Source organism: Burkholderia sp. SIMBA_062 (assembly GCF_046534765.1).
In the GTDB taxonomy this organism is placed as follows: domain Bacteria; phylum Pseudomonadota; class Gammaproteobacteria; order Burkholderiales; family Burkholderiaceae; genus Burkholderia; species Burkholderia ambifaria.
The window spans coordinates 39,687-58,334 of record NZ_JAWRYD010000002.1; the positions used below are offsets into that span (position 1 = coordinate 39,687).

At 65.1% G+C, this 18,648-nt stretch carries 9 protein-coding genes; 3 read left to right on the forward strand and 6 right to left on the reverse strand.

The window, feature by feature from the left end; translation table 11 throughout:
- Positions 1–249 precede the first annotated feature (249 nt).
- Positions 250–423, forward strand: coding sequence for a hypothetical protein (locus tag SB786_RS02075; RefSeq protein ID WP_410725954.1), 174 nt, complete (start codon positions 250–252; stop codon positions 421–423).
- Positions 424–683: 260 nt separating this feature from the next.
- Here SB786_RS02075 and SB786_RS02080 read toward each other — a convergent pair whose 3' ends face one another.
- A complete protein-coding gene (locus SB786_RS02080; protein WP_410725955.1) occupies positions 684–2,432 on the reverse strand; it encodes a cholesterol oxidase substrate-binding domain-containing protein in 1,749 nt (582 codons plus the stop codon).
- Positions 2,433–2,909: 477 nt separating this feature from the next.
- Between SB786_RS02080 and SB786_RS02085 the strand changes: the two genes are divergently transcribed.
- Both SB786_RS02085 and SB786_RS02090 read left to right on the forward strand, forming a co-directional pair.
- Positions 2,910–3,038 carry a hypothetical protein gene (locus tag SB786_RS02085; RefSeq protein WP_410725956.1) on the forward strand — a complete coding sequence of 43 codons (129 nt, stop codon included), beginning with the start codon at positions 2,910–2,912 and terminating at the stop codon, positions 3,036–3,038.
- A gap of 961 nt (positions 3,039–3,999) precedes the next feature.
- The gene (locus SB786_RS02090) at positions 4,000–4,833 is read left to right on the forward strand and encodes a response regulator transcription factor (protein ID WP_410725957.1); all 834 of its coding nucleotides are present in this window, start codon (positions 4,000–4,002) and stop codon (positions 4,831–4,833) included.
- Positions 4,834–5,135: 302 nt separating this feature from the next.
- Here the strand turns inward: SB786_RS02090 and SB786_RS02095 are convergent, their stop codons facing one another.
- From SB786_RS02095 to SB786_RS02115, 5 genes are all read right to left on the reverse strand, one after another.
- The gene (locus tag SB786_RS02095) at positions 5,136–6,026 is read right to left on the reverse strand and encodes a helix-turn-helix transcriptional regulator (RefSeq protein WP_410725958.1); all 891 of its coding nucleotides are present in this window, start codon (positions 6,024–6,026) and stop codon (positions 5,136–5,138) included.
- 159 nt (positions 6,027–6,185) lie between these two features.
- Positions 6,186–7,889 carry a cyclic peptide export ABC transporter gene (locus tag SB786_RS02100; RefSeq protein ID WP_410725959.1) on the reverse strand — a complete coding sequence of 568 codons (1,704 nt, stop codon included), beginning with the start codon at positions 7,887–7,889 and terminating at the stop codon, positions 6,186–6,188.
- A gap of 16 nt (positions 7,890–7,905) precedes the next feature.
- Entirely contained in the window at positions 7,906–8,385 is a 480-nt protein-coding gene (locus tag SB786_RS02105) for a hypothetical protein (protein ID WP_410725960.1), read from the reverse strand.
- 53 nt (positions 8,386–8,438) lie between these two features.
- A complete protein-coding gene (locus SB786_RS02110) occupies positions 8,439–9,095 on the reverse strand; it encodes a glycosyltransferase family 25 protein (protein ID WP_410725961.1) in 657 nt (218 codons plus the stop codon).
- On the reverse strand, positions 9,092–18,619 hold the full coding sequence (locus SB786_RS02115) for an amino acid adenylation domain-containing protein (protein ID WP_410725962.1): 9,528 nt from the start codon (positions 18,617–18,619) through the stop codon (positions 9,092–9,094). Before SB786_RS02115 ends, SB786_RS02110 begins: the two co-directional genes overlap by 4 nt.
- Between the last annotated feature and the right edge of the window lie 29 nt (positions 18,620–18,648).

Here is an 18,648-nt window from a genome sequence, read left to right on the forward strand (position 1 = left end):
GAAAAGGCGGGGCTGTCTCGTTTGGTTTTCATATTTACGAAACAGTGATTGGGATTATTGGCCGCCGGGGGGGGCATTATTTATTGATTTTCATGAGGTGGGGATGTAATGCTTGAAGTCATTGCCCGGCGTGAACGGGGGTGATGTGTTTTATCGAAATATAGAAATATCGGATTATGTGATGCGTGCTGGAGAGCCTGCCAGGCTGCGCCGGCCCGGCAACCACGACCGCCGCGAGGTAAGCGAATCATGAGAATCACCGTACGTGACGCTGTGGCCGCCGATATGCCGGCGCTGCGCGAACTGTTCCTGCGCTCGCGCCGGGAGGCCTTCGTCTGGCAGCCGGCCGGCGCGTTCCGGCTGGCCGACTTCGACGCCCAGACGGACGGCGAGCGGCTGAGGGTCGCCGAGGACGACGGATGACGCGTGTCGAGCGGGATGCGGTCGCGCGGCTCGACGCGGCGATCAGCCTGAATCTCGGGCCGGATTTCCGGCCACCGTGGGCGCGAGCAGGCGCGGCGTAAGGCGGAGGGGCGACCGGCTGGGTGCGGTCGCCTTGCCGAAAGCCGCCCCGACCACCATGCCAGGCGCGTCCTGACGAACGACCTCGAACCTGTCCGGTCCGCGCATCGTCACGTGTTCCGTGCCGTTGCGGCCATGGCAGCCGGCTTCCGCAGGGATCGCTACGGCATCAACCGATCGAGCAGCGGCGACCGGAAGATCCGGCTCGGGTCGTAGCGTTCGAGGGTCGCGCGCGCCGCATCCCAACTGCTCGACGGCGGCTGGCCGTCACGATGCAGGTTCGGGATCGTGGTCGCGAGCATCGTGCCGTCCTGCCACGCGGCCGTGTCGGTATAGCCCCAGCCCTTCGACCATTCCGGGCGCAGCGTCGCATACGAACCGGTGTAGTTCGCGAGCATCCATTGCTCGATCTCGCGATAGAAGCGATCGGCGCCCGGCGTGGCCGGTAACGTCAGGACATCGAACCATACGGCGATGTCCCATTCGGGGTGGTCGGGGCGCGGCTTGAGCGCAGACAGCGTCGGAACGACCGCGCCGGCGCCGGCATCGGCCGGCTGGTCGAGACCGGTCACACGGATCTCGACGGGACCGTTGATCGGGTACTCGCCGCGTGCCTTGTACGCGTCGATGCGATTCTGATAGAACTGCACGAATTCGCTGATCACGCGCTGCACATCGGCGCGCCGCGCCAGTATCGCGTAGCCGTTCGCGGTGACGCGCAGCGTCGTCGGCCGAATGTACTGCAGCACGGTGCGCGACCAGCCCCAGATGTCCCCGCTCAGCGTGAGCGCGAGGCCGGCGGTCGTGATGGCCAGCTGCGTCTGGCCGAACAACGGCGTCAATGCCCCTTCGCCGCCGATCACGATCCGCTTGACGAGATCCGAGATGGACTGCGAGATCGAATCGGAGAACGGATAGTTGTATGGCTGCGTGACGGCGCGCGACAGGAGCGGCTTGCTGGGCGTCGGCGTCCAGACCTTGAGCCACGGGCTGGTCGTGAACGGGAACCAGATCGCTTCCATCCGGCCCGAGCGATCGAGAAACGACGCGATCGTGCGGCCCGGCGTGCCGGCCGGCGCAAACAGTTCGGAGGACGGAATGTCGACGAAGCTCTGGCAGCGCAGCCGCTGGTTCGGGCCTGCAATCAGCGTGACTTCGACGACGAACGCCATCCCGATGTGCGCGAGGAACGCGCCGATCTCGGGATCGCTGCGCTCGAACCGGCGCAGCACGTATTGCTGCCGGGCCGGATCGAACACGACCGCGGTTAGCGCGACCACGAGATTGCTCAGCGAGCCGTAGGTGTGACCCGGTTGCAGGGTCTCGCCGGCCGCCGGTACGGCGGTGCCGTGCGCGTCGATCGCGAGCGCACCGCCGAGCGTGATGCCGCCCGGCGCGGGCGCGGCGATCACGCCGAGCCCATATTGCTCGAGCGTCGCGAGCAGCGCCTCCAGCGAGACGCCCGTTTGCGCGGTGACGCGCGCCGGATGCGCCGACGTGTCGACGGAGACGGCCGTGAGCGACTGCGTCGTATCGAGCAGCACGAGGTTTGCCGCGCCGGCGCTCGGGTCCAGCGTCAGCGGCGACCAGTTGTGCATGTAGCCGCGCGGGCGTATCCGGTAGCCGTTCGCGCGCGCCCAGTTGACTGCCGCGACGACGTCGTCGGCGGAGCGCGGCGCGGCGGTCCATACGTCCTGCACGGCGATCTCGCCACTCCAGTTCTGGAACGCCTGCTTGTAAAGCGGGATATTGGCCGGGAAGCCGGGCGGTGTCGCGCCGGCCGTCCGTGCGTGCGCCGCAATCTGGTAAAGCGGGGTCCAGCCGGTGATGACGCCGGCCGCCGCGAGCTTCGCCATGCCGGCGAGGAAGGCGCGGCGCGGCGCAGGTTCGTCTCGGAAGTCGTGACTCATGGTGTGCTCCAATTTTTCGGAATTGTTTTGCGGATTGGAAAGACGACAAGTGGCGCGTTGAGACTCATGCGGCAATTCGGGCAGCCGTGGCGCGCGGGAAGCGTTGCGCGTTGGCGGGCCAGGATTGACCAGGACGGTGCGTTCGGCAATGCGCGGCCGCGCATCATCACGGATGTCTGAAAGGAAATCGGAAAACCGCCGGGCGACTTCTTCAATTGGCCGTCGGCCTGTCCTGCCGGCAAACGGATAGGGAGATTCGCTTGAATAGCGCGTGACGAAGCGCTAGCCGCGACGATCGACAATAGATGAATTGCGCGTGAATATTAATTTACATGTTTCGTTTTTTTAAATAAACTGGCTCGTAGTTTAAAATCGATTGACGATACATTATTTATTCCGCGGAAAGCGTAACAATTTATTGCTCGGGCGGCAAGCGGTGGAGTTGACAAATTCCGCGCCATTCAATATGGAAATTTTATGACGGCCAATGACTTCGCCATTTGTGGATATTTTGCAACGCCGGTGTCGGCGGCGCTGAAAATGATGTTCGTGGCGATTTTTATCGCTTGCAGGTGTAATCAATGGCGCGCAGCCGCAGGCCGATGACGGGAATTATGCTTTGCCAGCACACATATCACATTGATCGTTGAGAAAATCGAAACAATGACCGGAAGGCAATGCCTGAAGCCACATCAGTGAGCGAGAAGAGTATGATGAAAATCAACAATTCGTCTCTCGAATAAGGCATTCGGATGAAAATCCGTGGTATGCGGCGTCTGAGTAATTATTACCAAATTTCGTGGTAAATGGATGTTGATTTATCCGGAAAACTTATAATCGAACCCCTGGTGCCGCTCGCAGATCGATCGATTTCCGGATCGCGCGCGGTATGACTAAAAAATGGATGTCACGGTAACTGCAAGGATTTTAAATCGTCGCTATCATACGCGGCTGGGATATGCAGGGATCAAATTCAATGGAAAGAATCGTTTCGTTTTCTGATCATGATTTTTGTTGAATCCAACGGGAATAAAGTCCGATCCGGGCTGACGCCGAGTTTTCCGATTCAGGGATTCAGCGCGTCCGCCGGCATGGTGCTTTCATCCAGTAACGCTCATTGACTGAAATGGATGTTTCAGCTTTTTGCAGCGCTCGCCGGTAAGGATCGTCCATCAATGCGACGCCGCCCGCATGGCGCCGTCCTGTACGGAGGAAACATCGTGCCTGTTTCATGCTTGTCATCGAGCTGTTCGACCGTCGGTGAAGAGGCTGCGCTCGTCGCGCCTGAAGGTCGTTCGCACGAGCATGGCGTCCTCTGGATCGCGGGCTGTGCATGCTTGCCCGGCGGCCCCGGCCCCGCCCGCGATCCCGCATCGAGCTGAACAGAAAACGGCGCGCCGCCGTTTCGCGTGAGCCGAACGCATCGGCGCGCGATGGCGGCGGCGCGTCACCCGCCAAAAGAGGCGCGCGACGAAGCGTGACGAAATGCGTGCCGCGCAAACCGCGCCGGCTCGCCCGCGCTGGCGTTGCGTCGCCGTCCTCAAGCACGCACAACAAGGAGAGTCAGATGGTCGCGATGTTCGCGAAGCTCGGGAAGGTGATCTCGAGCGCCGGCAGTGAGTGGTTCGCATCCGACATGCATGCATTGCTGGTCGAATCGATTCCGCTCGCGATTACCCGGATGACGGAATGGACACTCGACGAGCCGGCGGGCGAAGTCGTCCGCGTACAATCGCTCGGCGCGTTTGGCGCGCCGGGCGACGACGGGCGCGGCGGCGGGCCGGCCGCGCACGGCGAGCGGGAACCGTCGGCGCATCCGCTGTCGAACCGGATCCTGGCTGCCTGCGACCGGCAGCTCATTCACATCAATCCGCTGATGCGGCGCGGCAATGGCGGCGAAGTCGCGCCGCCGCGCGCGCCGGGCGGCGGATTTCAGTGCCATCTCGTGTCGGGCAAGGCGAATCGCCGCTACGTGATCTCGCTGCATCGAACGGCATCGCATCGCGACTTCTCGTTGCAGGAGATGTCGTTCCTGAAGAGTTTCGCCGATACGCTGCTGCCGCTCGTCGAGTGGCATGCGTCGACGCGCCGGCACGGCGAACTCGACTGCGCGGCGGCGCCCGGTGCGACGCCGGCCATGCCCGGCGTGGAAGCGTTGCGCCACGAGTTCGAATCGCGGCTCGCGCGCGCGGCGGTCATGCTGTCGGCGCGCGAAAGGGAAGTGTGCCTCGGCCTGCTCGCGGGCAAGATGTTGCGCGAAATGGCCGGCGAGCTCGGTGTGAAGGAAAGCACGGCCGAGACGTACATCAAGCGCGCCGCGGTGAAGCTCGGCATCAGCGGCCGGCACGGGCTCAGGAAATGGATGATCGACGACTACGTGCCGTGCGCGTCGGCGGCGTGATGCCGTCACGCCAGGCGCGGACGTCGATACCCGGCGCACGCCGCCGGCCGCCCGCCGCACGCCGCCCGCCGACGTGCCGGAATGGCTGCCGCGCGTGCCCGCGCCGCCGCTCGTCGTCGCGGGCGATGACGGCGATGTCACGGGGTGCGGCAGTTCGGTCTGCGTCGCCGGCCGTTGACGTATAGCTCGATCCGGTTTCGTTCAAGCCGGCGCGCGACGGCAGCGGCAAGCCGGCGGCCGCCATCCGGTGTCGTTTCGCGCGTCGCCTGCGTAGGCAGCACGCGCGTTCGGGCCGCGAGCCTTCAGGTTCCGATGCACGGCGCCGCGCAGTCGCGCCGCGCGCTTAGCGTGCCGTCCCCGCCGGCTTCCGTCGCGGCGCCGGCCGTCTCGTCGAGCATCCAGCGCGTCAGGCCATGACGCCCGCCGAAGCCGAGCTTGACGGCTGCCCGCTTCAGATAGGTCTCGACGGTGCTTTCGCGCAGCGCGAAACGCACGGCGATGGCGGATACCGTGTCGCCGGCCAGCAGCGCCGTGCATGCCTCGATCTCGCGCGCGGACAACTTGACGCCAGCTTGCCGCAAACGGTCGGCGAACCGCCGCGCCACGCGCTCCCGGCCCGATTGCGTCGCCGGCGGCGCGGCGGGGGTCGCACGGGCGACCGGCGGAGCCGAATCGAGCGCCGCGACATGGCTCTCGACGATCGGAAACAGCACGTGCGAGAACTCCTTGAGGAAGCTCCCCTCATGCGGCGAGAAATCGTCGAACGTGTTCGTGCGATACAACGAGATCACGTAATAGTGGCCCCGCTTGCGGGTCACCAGGTGGAATTGCACGCGATGCGGCGGCACGGTCTGAGCCTGCATGAGGAAGAAGCGGTCGAGCAGCGCGTGGGTGGGGGCGTGGCCCGCGAGCGTGTCGGACACGTACAGTCGGCTCGTGTCCAGGCGCGGCGGCATCTGCGGCCCGTGACAGGCAGCGGCCGGGCCGGCCTTCGTGAGTGCCGCGCCGACCGCGCCGAGGCTGCGCACGCCGAGATCGCCGTCAGGCGCGGCGTCGGCCGAGAACGCCGAAATGCGGATCTCGTCGACGGGGACCGCCGCGCAGATCAGGCTGTACATCGTGCGGGGAAAGCGTCGGCTCCCGCTGGTCGAGATCGCTTCGCCGACGTGTGCGAACAATCTGCTGAACTCCATGAAAGGATTCCTGATGAGACGTTGAAGCTGCGCTTGGCGCGCATGGTTGCCGACATGATTTAAACACCCTGTTGGGAACGCGTCTGTAACGGATAGCCGGGACAGCCGATGAATCACGGCGCGGCAACGCGCGCACCGTGTCCGCATCCGTGTCGCGGCTCATCCTGCGACTTCGGCTTGCACGGCACACATGGCCGTATCGGAGAAGATGCGGCCGCTATCCAGGCGAATGACGCGATCCGCCAGCTTGAAATACTGATCGTCATGGGTGATGATCACGACGCATTTCCCGCGGGATTTCAGATCGGGAACCAGCACTTCATAGAAAAATCGCTTGAAAACCGGATCTTGATCGGCGGCCCATTCGTCGAGGATGTAAATCGGACGATCCTCGATGTACGCGCACAGCAACGCCAGTCGCTTGCGTTGCCCTGTCGATAAAGCCTTGGTCGTCGAGTACGTGTTGCCGTTGATCTCGACCTTGCCCCCCAATTTCAGGGTGTCGAGGTATTGCCGGGCAAGTTCGATGCTGCCATTTTCCCCATCCGGCCCGATGATGCGATTGAACAAATGGAAGTCGGTGAATACGGCGGAAAACAGGTTTCGGTAGCGTTCCCTGGCATCGTCGTCAATGACTTTTCCATCGAGGGCAATATGACCCTCGGTAGGCGCATAGAGGCCGCTGAGCACCTTGCCCAACGTGCTCTTGCCGCTGCCGTTTCCACCGATGACATAGACGAGCTCTCCGGCATGAATCGTCATGTTGATGGGGCCAAGCACGAAGTCGGCCGACGACTCGTTGTCACGGTAGTTCATCTTCACGTCTTTCAACTCGATGAGCTTCCATGGTTTCGCCGATGACGATTCCCCGGCGCCCGCAGCGGACGGTTCCTTGTATGAATCCTGCGTGTCGTCGAGCAGAAAGCCGAATTCCGCCAGCCGGGCGAGCGCGGTCTTGCCTTCGGCCACGATCGGCAGAATATTGATCAGCATGGTCAGGGGACCCATCATGTACAGAACGGCCAGAATGCTCGCCGTGAGTACGGAAGGGTCCACGACGCCGAGCGAAGGTACGCCGAAAAGCAGGAATCCGAGCAGGACCGCTACCGTGATCTGGCCGACGCTGTCGCCGCCCATGAACCAGAAGCGTTCTATGTAATTGAATCCTGCCACGCGCTTCGATGACAATTCGATCGCGGCCCGGGTGAACCAGCGCCGCCTGGCCCTGTTGAGCTTGAGCTCCTTGATGCCGAACACGAGGCCATGTGTGTATTCATTGAACTGGACAAATTCATCGCGCACCCGCTCCGTGAAATTGACCGCCTTTCGATAGAAAAACAGATACAGCACCAGGCCGACGATGGTCAGGACGATCGTCGAAGCGAAAACGATCCACGAGAGATAGGCGAGATAGACGATGCTGCATATCAAGACGACGGATTGAACGATGATCGTCGGCAGGGTGAGCAGGGTCTGGCTCAGTTGCGGAATGTCCTGGGTCAGCAAGGTCAGGACTTGCGGGGCGCCGCGCCTGTCGATTTCATCCAGCGGCGTCGCCAGGATCCTTTTGCACAGGTTGACGCGCAATCTCGTCATGACTTTCATGCACGCATAGGACGGCATCACGGCAGCGCTGCTCCTGCATAGCACTGCGACGACATTCACCGCAACGAACAGCAGCAACAGCGTCTGTCGATCCTCGCCGTCATGCAGCACCCTGCTGATCAATCCGACGCCCACGATCGACGCGATGCCGCTGACGAGGCCCGTGAGGACCGTGCCCAGCGTCAACCAGGGATGACTGCGCCACATCAGGGTGGCGGCCGAATGCCACGGCGGCGATTTATTTTGAGCGGAATCCATGAGTTGCCAATATGACTCAGTTGATCAGGTGGCTGAGTTCGACATTGTTTGCCGCTGATCTCAACCTCGACGAGGTTTCGTGCTTGCCCAGGAACGTGATGCTTTCGACGATTTCCAGCGGCGAGTCGGAAAACAGGATGCAGCACTTCAGCAAGCGCTGCGCACGGTCCCAACCGACGCTCGATGAATCGGCCGCGCTGCGCAACGCAGCCTCGACCGACGCGACTGTCCAGCTGGGGTTATGTGTCAGCCGCGACTCGATCAGTCGAAGAAACTGCAGGAGCGTGCGGGGATTCCTTTCTATGCTGTACATAAGCACGTAATCCACCCGCCGTTTCTTCGTGATCAACGGAAAAATCAGATCGAGCACGTCGGCGGTCGATTCGCATTTCCCGTAAGCGAGCGAAATGGCCTCGCCGAGCTTGCAGTCCCGGTGGAGCGAATCGAGCGCGGACTTGACGAACTGCGCTTCGAGGTCGACGGTGGTGATTTTCATGATCTTCAATGGCCTGTCGAAATAGGGATCGCAGCGAGCGCCGGCCGCGGCAATTACCAGCCGTCCGGAATCGGAAGGGAATAGGTCAGCGGCTTTTCCGGCATGACTTCGTCCATGATGTCGGAGTAACCGGACTCCTGTCCGACCAGATTGGGTTCGAAGCAGTAGCAATTGAACGTCTGCTGCAGCACGAGGTTGTTGCGGTCGTTGATCGCCGGCGGGTTTTCGTTGATCGCAATGAATGCGTCGTAAAGCGAGTCCCTGACGACGTACGCATGCGCGGTGAGCGTCTCCACGGTCTTGACGATGTTCGGCGCGACGGGAATGGGGGGCGTGAAGTGATAGGCGCCCAGAAACAGCATGTGCCAGTCGTTCGGCAGCTGCGCGATGAACTCGGGGAAGCGCGCGGCGAAGTCGGGGTCGAAGAACGCGTCGTCCTCGAAGATCAGGACTTCGCTCGCGCCGGCGGCCTTGGCCTGTTTCACGGCGGCGAGATGGCTCATCGTGCAGCCGTAGTCCTGCGCACGCATATGGCTCAACGATTCCGGTACGGTCACCTGCCGCGCGTCGACGGCGGACAATCGTTCCACCGTGAGGATGTTCTGTTCTGCGAATTTCCTTTGCATGGCTTCCCAGCGGTCGGGACGCCGGTCCAGATTGATGCAGACCTTGCGGGCGAAGGTGTTGTCGATCGTCGGTGTCGATTTCATGAGGGCTTTTTTTCCAGGAACTGATTGACGTGGGTAGCAAGAACGCCGGCGTGCGGATCGAGCAGCATGGTCAGGTGGTCGCCGGGTACGTCCGTCACCTCGACGGGCAGCGCCGAAAAGCGGGACCAGCCCCAGGTCGGGTCGAGGCGAAGCTGCGCGATCTCGGGCGACGGATCGTAGTCGCCGGGATCCCGCTCGGTGCTGCGGAACAAGGCGATCGGCACGGGAAGCGCGGTGGCTTGCGGCGCGTAGCGCGATTTGAAGTTGGCCTGATAGACACGCAGATACGCGCGCACGCGGTCGCGTCCGGCATCCGCGAACCAGTTGCCGCGGTCGCCGATTCTGTCGAGGATCAGGCCGGCCTGGCCGTCGGGGTCGAGCGCGACGAGGTCCGCTCGCGTCACCTCGAGGTCGGTCCCGAGGAAGGTGCCGATTTCATGAGCGATCGCGACCAGCCATTCGGTGTCGTCCCAGTCTTGCCAGTAGGTTGCGGCCGAGCTGTCGACGGGGGCCGACGCGTCGAAGATCGCCAGCAGTTTGACGACGGCGCCCTTGGCGACGAGCTGCCGGCTCATTTCGAGCGCCACGTGCGCGCCGAACGAGTGGCCCGCCAGGTAGTACGGACCCGCGCCCACCAGCGGCCAGATGCGTTCGATATGACGGGCCGCGATGTCTTCCACGCGGGTGAGCGGCAGGCAGGCGCCGTCGAGGCCGAGCGCTTCGAGGCCGAGCACCGCGTGAGCTTCGCTCAGGTGGTTCGCGAGCGGGTGGAAGTAGACCACGTTCCCGCCGGCGCCCGGCAGCAGGAAGAGCGGCGCGGCGGGACCGCCGTCCCGGATCGTCACGAGTCCGCCGGCAGGGGCGGACGGCGCTTGCCTGGCCAGTGCCGCCGCCAGTTTCTCGATCGTCGGATTCTCGAAGAGACAGGAAATGGGCAGCCGGCGATCGAACGCCTTTTCGACATTGGCCATCAGCTGGATCGCGATGATCGAGTGCCCGCCGAGGTCGAAATAATTGTCGCTGACCGTGATGTCGTCTCTTTTGAAGATCCGCTGCCAGATCGCCAGCAACGTGCTTTCGTCCGCCGTCGGCGCGACGGCGCGTGCCGTCGTGGCCGCACCGGCGGCGGGTTGGGCGGGTTCGGCGGCAGCGGCGGCCACGTCGCGCGGCGCGCCCGGCCGGCCGCCGGCGGCCTGCGCCGGCGCATCGGCGAGCTGGCCGGTCAGTTGGGCCGGATCGTCGGCGAAGCGTTCCAGCAACGCGCGGAGGGTGCCCAGCATCTGCCGCACCGCGTCGGGGGCGACGCGGTGCGCGTCGTGCGAGATATGGAACGCGAGGCGGCTATCCGGGTGTACGGTCAGGGTCAGCGGGTAATTCGATTCCGCGAACGCGCGGGTGTCGCGGATCTCGATGCCGTCCGGCCCGAGATCGGGCGCGGCGGCAACCGGGAAGTTCTCGAACACCAGCAGGCTGTCGAACAGGCTGTCGCGGGCGGGCAGTTCGCTCCATGACTGGATATCGACCAGCGAACTGTACGAATGCGGCTCCATCGCCGTCTGGGCTGCGTGGACCTCCGCCAGCCACTCGACGAACGGGCGCTCCGGCGCGATGCGCACGCGAAACGGCAGCGTGTTGATGAACAGGCCCACGATCGACTCGACGCCGTCGAGCTGCGGCGGGCGGCCGGACACGGTGACGCCGAAGACGACGTCGTTCGTCCCGGCGTGGCGCCGCAGCACCAGCGCCCAGACCGCGCGTATCAGGACGTTGAGGGTGAGGCGATGGGTGCGCATGAGCGCTTGCAGCCGGGTGGTCAGGGCCTCGTCCAGCACGAATTGCTGGGTCCTGAGCCTGTCCTGCCGCGCGGCGTCGCCGGCGATCTGCCGGGCCGGATTGGCCGCGATCGGCGTGGCGGCATGGAACCCGGCCAGCTCGGCGCGCCACCAGGCTTCGTCGACCGAACGAGGATGACGCGCGAGCCAGTCGATGTACCTGCGGTATCCCGGCGCCGACGACGCGACCGCGGGCGTGCCGGTGCGGGCGAGCGACAGGTAATCGTCGAACACTTCCTTCATCAGGGTGGCGGTGCTCCAGCCGTCGAGAATGATGTGATGCGCGCTCCAGCAGAAACGATGGCGTGCGTCCGCTTCCTGAATCAGCGTGCAGCGGAACAACGGCGCCCGATGCAGATCGAAGCCGCGCCGCCGGTCGTCGGCGAGGAACGCATCGAAATCCTGCGCGCGGCGGGACGCATCGCGGTGTCGCCAGTCGAGGAACGTCCACGGCAGGTCGAGCGTATGCAGGACGGTCTGGGCGGGATGGTCGCGATCGGCCCACGCGAACGCGGTGCGCAACACGGGATGGCGCGCGAACGCGTTGGCCCAGGCTTGCCGCAGCGCCGGCACCTGGAGCGGACCGCTGACGACGAAGCTGAATTGCTGGAAGTAGGCGGCAGGGTCCAGTTCGTACAGCGAATGGAACAGAATGCCTTGCTGCAAGGACGACAGCGGGTAGGTGTCTTCGATGTTGTCCCACTCGGTGTCGGGAACCGACGCCACGAAGTCGAGCAACCGGTCCTTGAAGTGCGCGGCCAGGTTTTCGACCGTCTGCCGCTGGTGGAGACGCTCGCCGTAGCGCCAGTCCACCTGAAGCTTGCCGTCGGACACGGCGGCGACGATCTCGAACGCGTGCGTGCGCTGGGACCGCTCGGCGCGCAGCGAACCGAGGTCTTCGGCCGCCGGGCGCCAGCCGTCGGACTGCTGCAACACGGTATCGAGCTGCCCGTGATAGTTGAACAGGATATCGGCCTTCGGCAGCGCGGCGAGGCTGTCACGCACCGCATCGTCGGGGCTCAGGTAGCGGAGCAGCGCATACCCGAGGCCGTCGGCCGGAATCCGGCGCAACTGTTGCTGCCCGGCACGCAGCGCTTCCTCCGGCGTGTGCAACGCGTCGGCCTCGAGCACGATCGGGTGGATGGAGGTGAACCAGCCCACCGTTCGGGTGACGTCGATCGGCGCATCCGACACGTGGCGGCCGTGACTTTCGAGATCGATCCGGGTGCGGGCGTTGCCGGTGGCCATGCTGCACGCTTGCGCGAGCGCGACGAGCAGGACGTCGTTGATGCGGGTGTCGTAGGCCCGCGGCAGCCGGCGCAGCAACGCCGTGGTGTCGGCTTCGTCCAGCTCGAATGAAACGGATGCCGCGTCGCCGACCGCATTGTTGGCCGCTTTATGGGCCGCGCCCGCCCCCGCGGCCGGATAATCGACCGGCATGGGCTCGACGTCCTGCGAGAGGAGCGCTTGCCACCGTGGGGCCTCGTCGCCGATGGCCGGCGAGCGCGCCAGTTGCTGCAGATGCAACGCCCATTCGCGGAACGAAGTCGTCTTCCCGGGCAACGGCCGGCCGTGGTACGCGGCATGCAGGTCCTCGAGCAGCACGCGCCATGACACGCCGTCCACCGCAAGGTGATGGATCGAGACGAACAGGCGGGCGAGCGGTTCGTCGGCAAAGCAGAAAAGCCGGGCCGCCAGCAACGGGCCATGCGTGATGTCGATACCGCGTTCCGCTTCCTCGGCGGCGGCGCGCATCGCTGCGATGCGCTCGCCGGGCTCGCCTGCCAGCACTTCCTTCGCGAAGAGCGCCGGCATCTCGCCGGCGGCGACGACTTCCTGAGTCCAGTGGCCCGCGCTGCGCGAGAAACGCAGGCGCAACGCATCGTGATGTTCGTAGACTTGCCGGAACGCGTCGGCGAGCCTCGACGCGTCGATATCCGCCGGCACTTGGATCAGGACCGTTTGATTGTAGTGCGACGGCGTATCGATCTCCTGTTCGAAGAACCAGTGCTGGACCGGTGTGAGCGGCGCGTCGCCCAGCGGGCTGACGTTCGACGCGTGCGCTGCCCGTTCTTCAGGCGCGGCGGCCAGCTGCGCGACCGTCTGATACTGGAACAGCTGTTTCGCCGTCACGCGAAGTCCCGCCTGATTGGCGCGCGAGATCACCTGGATGCTCAGGATCGAGTCGCCGCCCAGCTCGAAGAAATTGTCGTGGATGCCGATGGACGGCAGTTGCAGCACGTCTTGCCAGATCGACGCCAGCAGGATTTCCCGCGGCGTGACGGCCGGCGCGTGCGGCTGGGCCGCGTCGACCGTGTCCGCCGGGACGGGCAGCGCCTTGCGGTTGATCTTGCCGTTGGGCAGCATCGGCAGGGATTCGAGCGCGACGAACTTCGACGGCACCATGTAGTCCGCGAGCTTGCCGCTCAGATAGCCGCGAAGATCGGCGAGGTCCGGCGAGGCGGTCGCGACATAGGCGATCAGGAACGTCCGGGCGCCGTTGGTTTTCGCGATCACGACACAGTCGTCGACCGACGGATGCTCGCGCAGCGCCGCCTCGATTTCACCGGGTTCGATGCGCAGGCCGCGCAGTTTGATCTGATGGTCGATGCGGCCGAGGAACGCGATGTTGCCGTCGGGGCGGTAGCGCGCGAGATCGCCGGTGCGGTAGAGGCGTGCATGCGGGTCAGCGGAGAACGGATCGGCGATGAACTTCTCGGCGCTCAGTTCGGGTTCGCCATGGTAGCCGCGCCCGACCGGCGTGCCGCCGATCAGCAGCTCGCCCGCTACGCCGATCGGCACGGGCTGCAACTGCGCGTCCACGATGTAGACGCGCGTATTGGCGATGGGCCGGCCGATCGGCACGACGCGGTGCGGGTCGTCGCGCCGGCATTCCCATGCGGTCACGTCGACGGCAGCCTCGGTGGGGCCGTAGAGGTTGAACAGCCTGACGTCCAGGCGCGCGAGGCAACGCTGCTGCAGATCGTATGGCAGGGCCTCGCCGCTGCACACGACGCGGCGCAGCGACGTGCAATGCGCGTCGAGGTCCGGATGATCGAGAAAGGCGCGCAGCATCGAGGGCACGAAATGGACCGTGGTGATCCGTTCGCGCTCGATGAGTTCGACCAGGTAGTCGGTCTCGCGCTGGCCGCCGGGGCGGGCGAACACGAGGCGCGCGCCGGTGATGAGCGGCCAGAAGAATTCCCAGACCGACACGTCGAAGCTGAACGGGGTCTTTTGCAGTACGGCATCGTCGGCGCCGAGGGTGTACGCGTGTTGCATCCACAGGATGCGATTGGTGATGGCGCGATGGGTGTTGAGCGCGCCCTTGGGCCTGCCGGTCGAACCGGAGGTGTAGATCATGTAGGCAAGGTTGTCGCCGCTCAGCGCGGGCGCGGGATTGGACGCGGGCGCGGCATCGAGGTCGAGCGTGTCGCGATCGATGACGATCACGCGGGCGTCGGTGTCGGGCAGCGCGTCAAGCAGATGGTGCTGGGTGAGGAGCCAGCGCAACTGCGCGTTGTCGATCATGAAGCGCACGCGCTCGGCGGGGTAATCCGGGTCGACGGGGACGTAAGCACCGCCGGCCTTGAGGATCGCGAGCAGCGCGACGATCATGTCGAGCGAGCGTTCCATCGCGACGCCGACGAGGGCATCGGCGGCGACGCCGAGCTCGATGAGGCGATGGGCGACGCGATTGGCGCGCAGGTTGAGTTCGGCGTAGGTGAGCGCGACGTCGTCGTAGATGGCGGCGACGGCATCGGGCGTGCGCTCGGCCTGCTGTTCGAACAGCCGGTGCAGCGGTTGCGCGGCGGCGTCGCCGAAATCCGTCTCGGTCCGGTTCCACTCGACGGTCACTCTCTCCCGCTCCGCATCGCTCGACAGCGCAAGCGCGCTGAGCGGCCGGTCCGGATCGGCGATCACGGCATCGAGGAGCGTGCGGAAGTGTTCCGCCATGCGATCGATCGTGTCGGCGTCGAACAGGTCCAGGTTGTATTCCAGCGAGCCAGCGAGCCCGTGGTCGGCATCCTGGATGTGGAGCGTGAGGTCGAACTTTGCGGTGTGGGTCTCCACCGACACCGGCGTGGCCACGAGACCGGGGAAGTTCATCGCATCGGGCTGCGCTTTCTCGTACGCGAACACCGCCTGGAAAACGGGCGTGCGGCTCAGGTTCCGTTCGAGCTTGAGCGAGTCCACCACCTGCTCGAACGGAATTTCCTGGCGACTGTAGCCGTCCAGCGCGACGCGCTTCACGCGCGCCAGCAGTTCGCCGAAGGTCGGATTGCCCGACAGGTCCACGCGCAGCGCGAGCATGTTCGCGAAGAAGCCGATCAGCGGCTCGGTCATGCTGGAACGCCGATTGGCGATGGGCGAGCCGATGACGAGGTCTTGCTGGTTGCTGTACCGCGACAGGAGCAGCGCATACGCGGCGAGCACGACCATGTACGTGCTGGTGCCGGACGCGCGCGCGATCGCGCGCAGGCCGTCGGCGCGTTCGGCGTTCAGCTGGAACGGCAGAACCGCGCCGTGAAAACGCTGGATGGCGGGCCGGGGGCGATCGGTGGGCAGTTCGATCAGGTCCGGCGCATCCGCGAGCGCCGCGCTTACGAGCGCCAGTTCCCGATGCGTGTCGGCCGACGCGAGGCGTTCGTGCTGCCAGGCGGCGTAGTCCGCGTACTGGACGGCCAGTTCCGGCAGCGACTCGCCGGCATAGAGCGCGGCCAGTTCGCGGATGAGGATGCCTGACGACCACGCATCCGAAATGATGTGATGCATCGTGATGCCGAACACATGCAGGCGCGCGTGCACGCGATACAGCACGACACGATAGAGCGGCCCGGTGGCGAGATCGAATGGGCGGTCGGCTTCCTCGGCGAGCAGCGCGAGCGTGTCGGACTCGCTCGCGACGCCGACGACGTCGAGCGCGACCGGCGCCGGCGGGGCGATGCGTTGAACCCCCAGGCCGTCGACGGCGGGAAACGTGGTGCGCAGGATCTCGTGACGCCGGCTGATTTCAGACACGGCGGCACGCAGGCGCGCGACGTCCAGATCGCCGTCGAAACGCAGCGCGCTCGAAATGTTGTAGGTGGCCGACGGGCCTTCCAGTTGCGCGAGGAACCACAGGCGCTGCTGCGGAAAGGACAGCGGCAGGTCGTTCGCCCGCGAGCGGGGCGGGATGTTGCCGGCCATCGAACCGGCGCGGGGCGACGACGCCTCGATCAGGTCGGACACCGCGCCGATGGTCTGGAGTTCGAAGATGGCGTCGATGCCGATCTCGACGGAGAAGCTCCCCCAGATCCGCGAGACGAGCTGCATGGCCTGCAGCGAATCCCCGCCGTAGTCGAAAAAGCGGCCGGTGAGATCGACGGCCGGATTGTCGAGCACGTCGCGCCAGATGCGCACCAGCTCGAGCTGGATCGGCGTGGCGTCGAGGCTGGCGGCGTCGGTCGCGGCGGCGGGCTCCATGGCGAGGAGCGCCGGGCGATCCAGCTTGCCGTTGGCGTTGAGCGGAAATTCGGCGATCGGGAAAATGTCGGACGGGACCATATAGTCCGGCAGCTTCCCGGCCAGGAAGGCCCTGAGGTCCGCGACGTTCAGGTTCGCGGAACCCTTGACGTAGGCCGCCAGCTTGCGCACCCCGTGGGCGGATTCGCGCAGCATGACCGCCGCGCCGACGACCTCCTCGTGCGCGGTGAGCGCGGCCTCGATCTCGCCCAGTTCGACACGGTGCCCACGGATCTTGACCTGGTCGTCGACGCGTCCGTAGCACTGGATCCGTCCGTCGGGCAGCCATCGGCCGATGTCGCCGGTGCGATAGATGCGCGCTTCGCCGGGAAACGGATGCTCGACGAATTTCGCGGCGGTGACGTCGGGCCGCTGGTGATAGCCGCGCGCGAGGCCGTCGCCGGCGATGCAGATTTCCCCCGGCACGCCGATCGGGACCGGCCGCAGCGCGTCGTCGAGCATGTACACGCGAGTATTGGCGATGGGCCGGCCGATCAGCACCGTGGGCGGCGTGTCCTCGACGCGCTCGACGATGCAGCCGACCGTCGCCTCGGTGGGACCGTACTCGTTGTAGATGTCGATCGCGGGATCGATCTTCCGCAGCGTCGCGATGTGCTGGGGCGTCAGTTCCTCGCCGCCGACGATCACCTTGCGCACGCCGGAGCGTGACAGGTTCATGTATTCCAGCAGGTGAATGTGGGTGGGCGTGAGCTTGAGGGTGTCGACGCCGCTGCCGGGCTGGAACATCCGGGCCAGGATGGTGTCGATGCTTTCCGACTGCGGATAGATGCGCAGCGATTTGCCGCGCACCAGCGGGCAGAAGATATTGGTCAGCGTGAAATCGAAGCACAGCGAGCTGTACAGGCCGAAACTGCCGGTCGTGCTTTCCGGAAAGTAATACGCGGCGGCCCACGCAATGTAGTGAGCGAGGTTCCGGTGTTCGAGCAGGCAGCCTTTCGGTCGCCCGGTCGAGCCGGACGTGTAGATCACGTAAGCCAGGTTCGCCGGCTCGGCGCGGCAAGGCGGATTGTCCGGCAGCGGCGTCCAGTTGGGGAGTTCCTGATCCAGCAGCAGCGTGACGCCGGAGAATTCGTACCACTGCGCGAGCTGGCTCGATTGAGTCACCAGCAGCGACAGGCCGGTGTCGCCGAGGATGTGATTGATCCGTTCGGCCGGATACGCCGGATCCAGCGGAACGAACGCCGCGCCCGCCTTCAAGATGCCGAGGATCGCGACGATCATCCATTCGGAACGGTCGAGCATGATGCCGACCAGCGATTCCGGCCCGACGCCATGGTGGTCGCGCAACTCGTGCGCCAGGCGGTTGGCCTGGGCGTTCAGGTCGGCGTAGGTCGTGAGCGAACTGTCGGTGACGAGCGCCGGCGCCGCGGGCGTGCGGGCGACCTGCGCTTCGAACATCTCGACGACCGTCGGATGGCTCGGTCCGGCCGTCGCGGTTTCATTGAAGGCAGCCAGCATCCGGCGCGCTTGCGGCGGGATCGCTTCGATGTCGCCGACCGGCTTGTCGAGGTGTTCGAATTCCTCGAGCACCGCGCCGAGGCTCGTTGCGAAACCGTCGATGAGCAAAGGCTCGATGGCGGCTGCGTAACGAATCTCGATTTCGCCGCGCGCGAGTCGCAGGTGCAACTGCAGGTCGTCGTCTTCGCGGCTCGGCGCACGGTGCACGCGGTCGTCCACCAGCGAGACCTTCGTGAGCTGTGCGAGATCCAGGTCCTTTTCGTTGCGCACGAGCGTGTCCAGCGGGAAATGGTGCTCGGCATAGCTGTCTTCCACGATTGCCGCCACGCGCGACAGGTAGTCGTCGATGCGCTCGTCGGGACGCACCTCGACGATCAGCGGAACGGTGGCGGCACGGGCCGACGGATGCTCGGCAAGCCCCGGCGTTCCGAGCACCGTGACCGGTGTCCGGAAGTACTTCCAGAGCAGGAACGCAATGCCCGCGGCCGTGACGGCGAATTCGGCAAGCTCGCCGTCGCCGATGCGCCGCAACAGGTCGAGCGATGCGGGCGTGAGCGGCACCGTGCGGGACAGCAGACGGCCCGGCTGCTGGCTCGGGGCGTGCGGTGCGATCCGGTAGACGCCGGTCACCAGGGAAAGGCTTTCGCGCCAGAAACGCGCGGTTTGCGCATAGCGATGGTCGGTGACCAGTACGTTATTGTCTTGCACACGAAACTCCTTGAGACGTTTTGTTCATC

What these genes read in the sequence shown, in the direction of transcription:
- SB786_RS02090 (WP_410725957.1), top strand. Translation starts at nt 4,000, where the DNA reads ATGGTCGCGATGTTCGCGAAGCTCGGGAAGGTGATCTCGAGCGCCGGC.
- SB786_RS02080 (WP_410725955.1), bottom strand. Translation starts at nt 2,432, where the DNA reads ATGAGTCACGACTTCCGAGACGAACCTGCGCCGCGCCGCGCCTTCCTC.
- SB786_RS02105 (WP_410725960.1), bottom strand. Translation starts at nt 8,385, where the DNA reads ATGAAAATCACCACCGTCGACCTCGAAGCGCAGTTCGTCAAGTCCGCG.
- SB786_RS02075 (WP_410725954.1), top strand. Translation starts at nt 250, where the DNA reads ATGAGAATCACCGTACGTGACGCTGTGGCCGCCGATATGCCGGCGCTG.
- SB786_RS02085 (WP_410725956.1), top strand. Translation starts at nt 2,910, where the DNA reads ATGACGGCCAATGACTTCGCCATTTGTGGATATTTTGCAACGCCGGTG.
- SB786_RS02110 (WP_410725961.1), bottom strand. Translation starts at nt 9,095, where the DNA reads ATGAAATCGACACCGACGATCGACAACACCTTCGCCCGCAAGGTCTGC.
- SB786_RS02095 (WP_410725958.1), bottom strand. Translation starts at nt 6,026, where the DNA reads ATGGAGTTCAGCAGATTGTTCGCACACGTCGGCGAAGCGATCTCGACC.
- SB786_RS02100 (WP_410725959.1), bottom strand. Translation starts at nt 7,889, where the DNA reads ATGGATTCCGCTCAAAATAAATCGCCGCCGTGGCATTCGGCCGCCACC.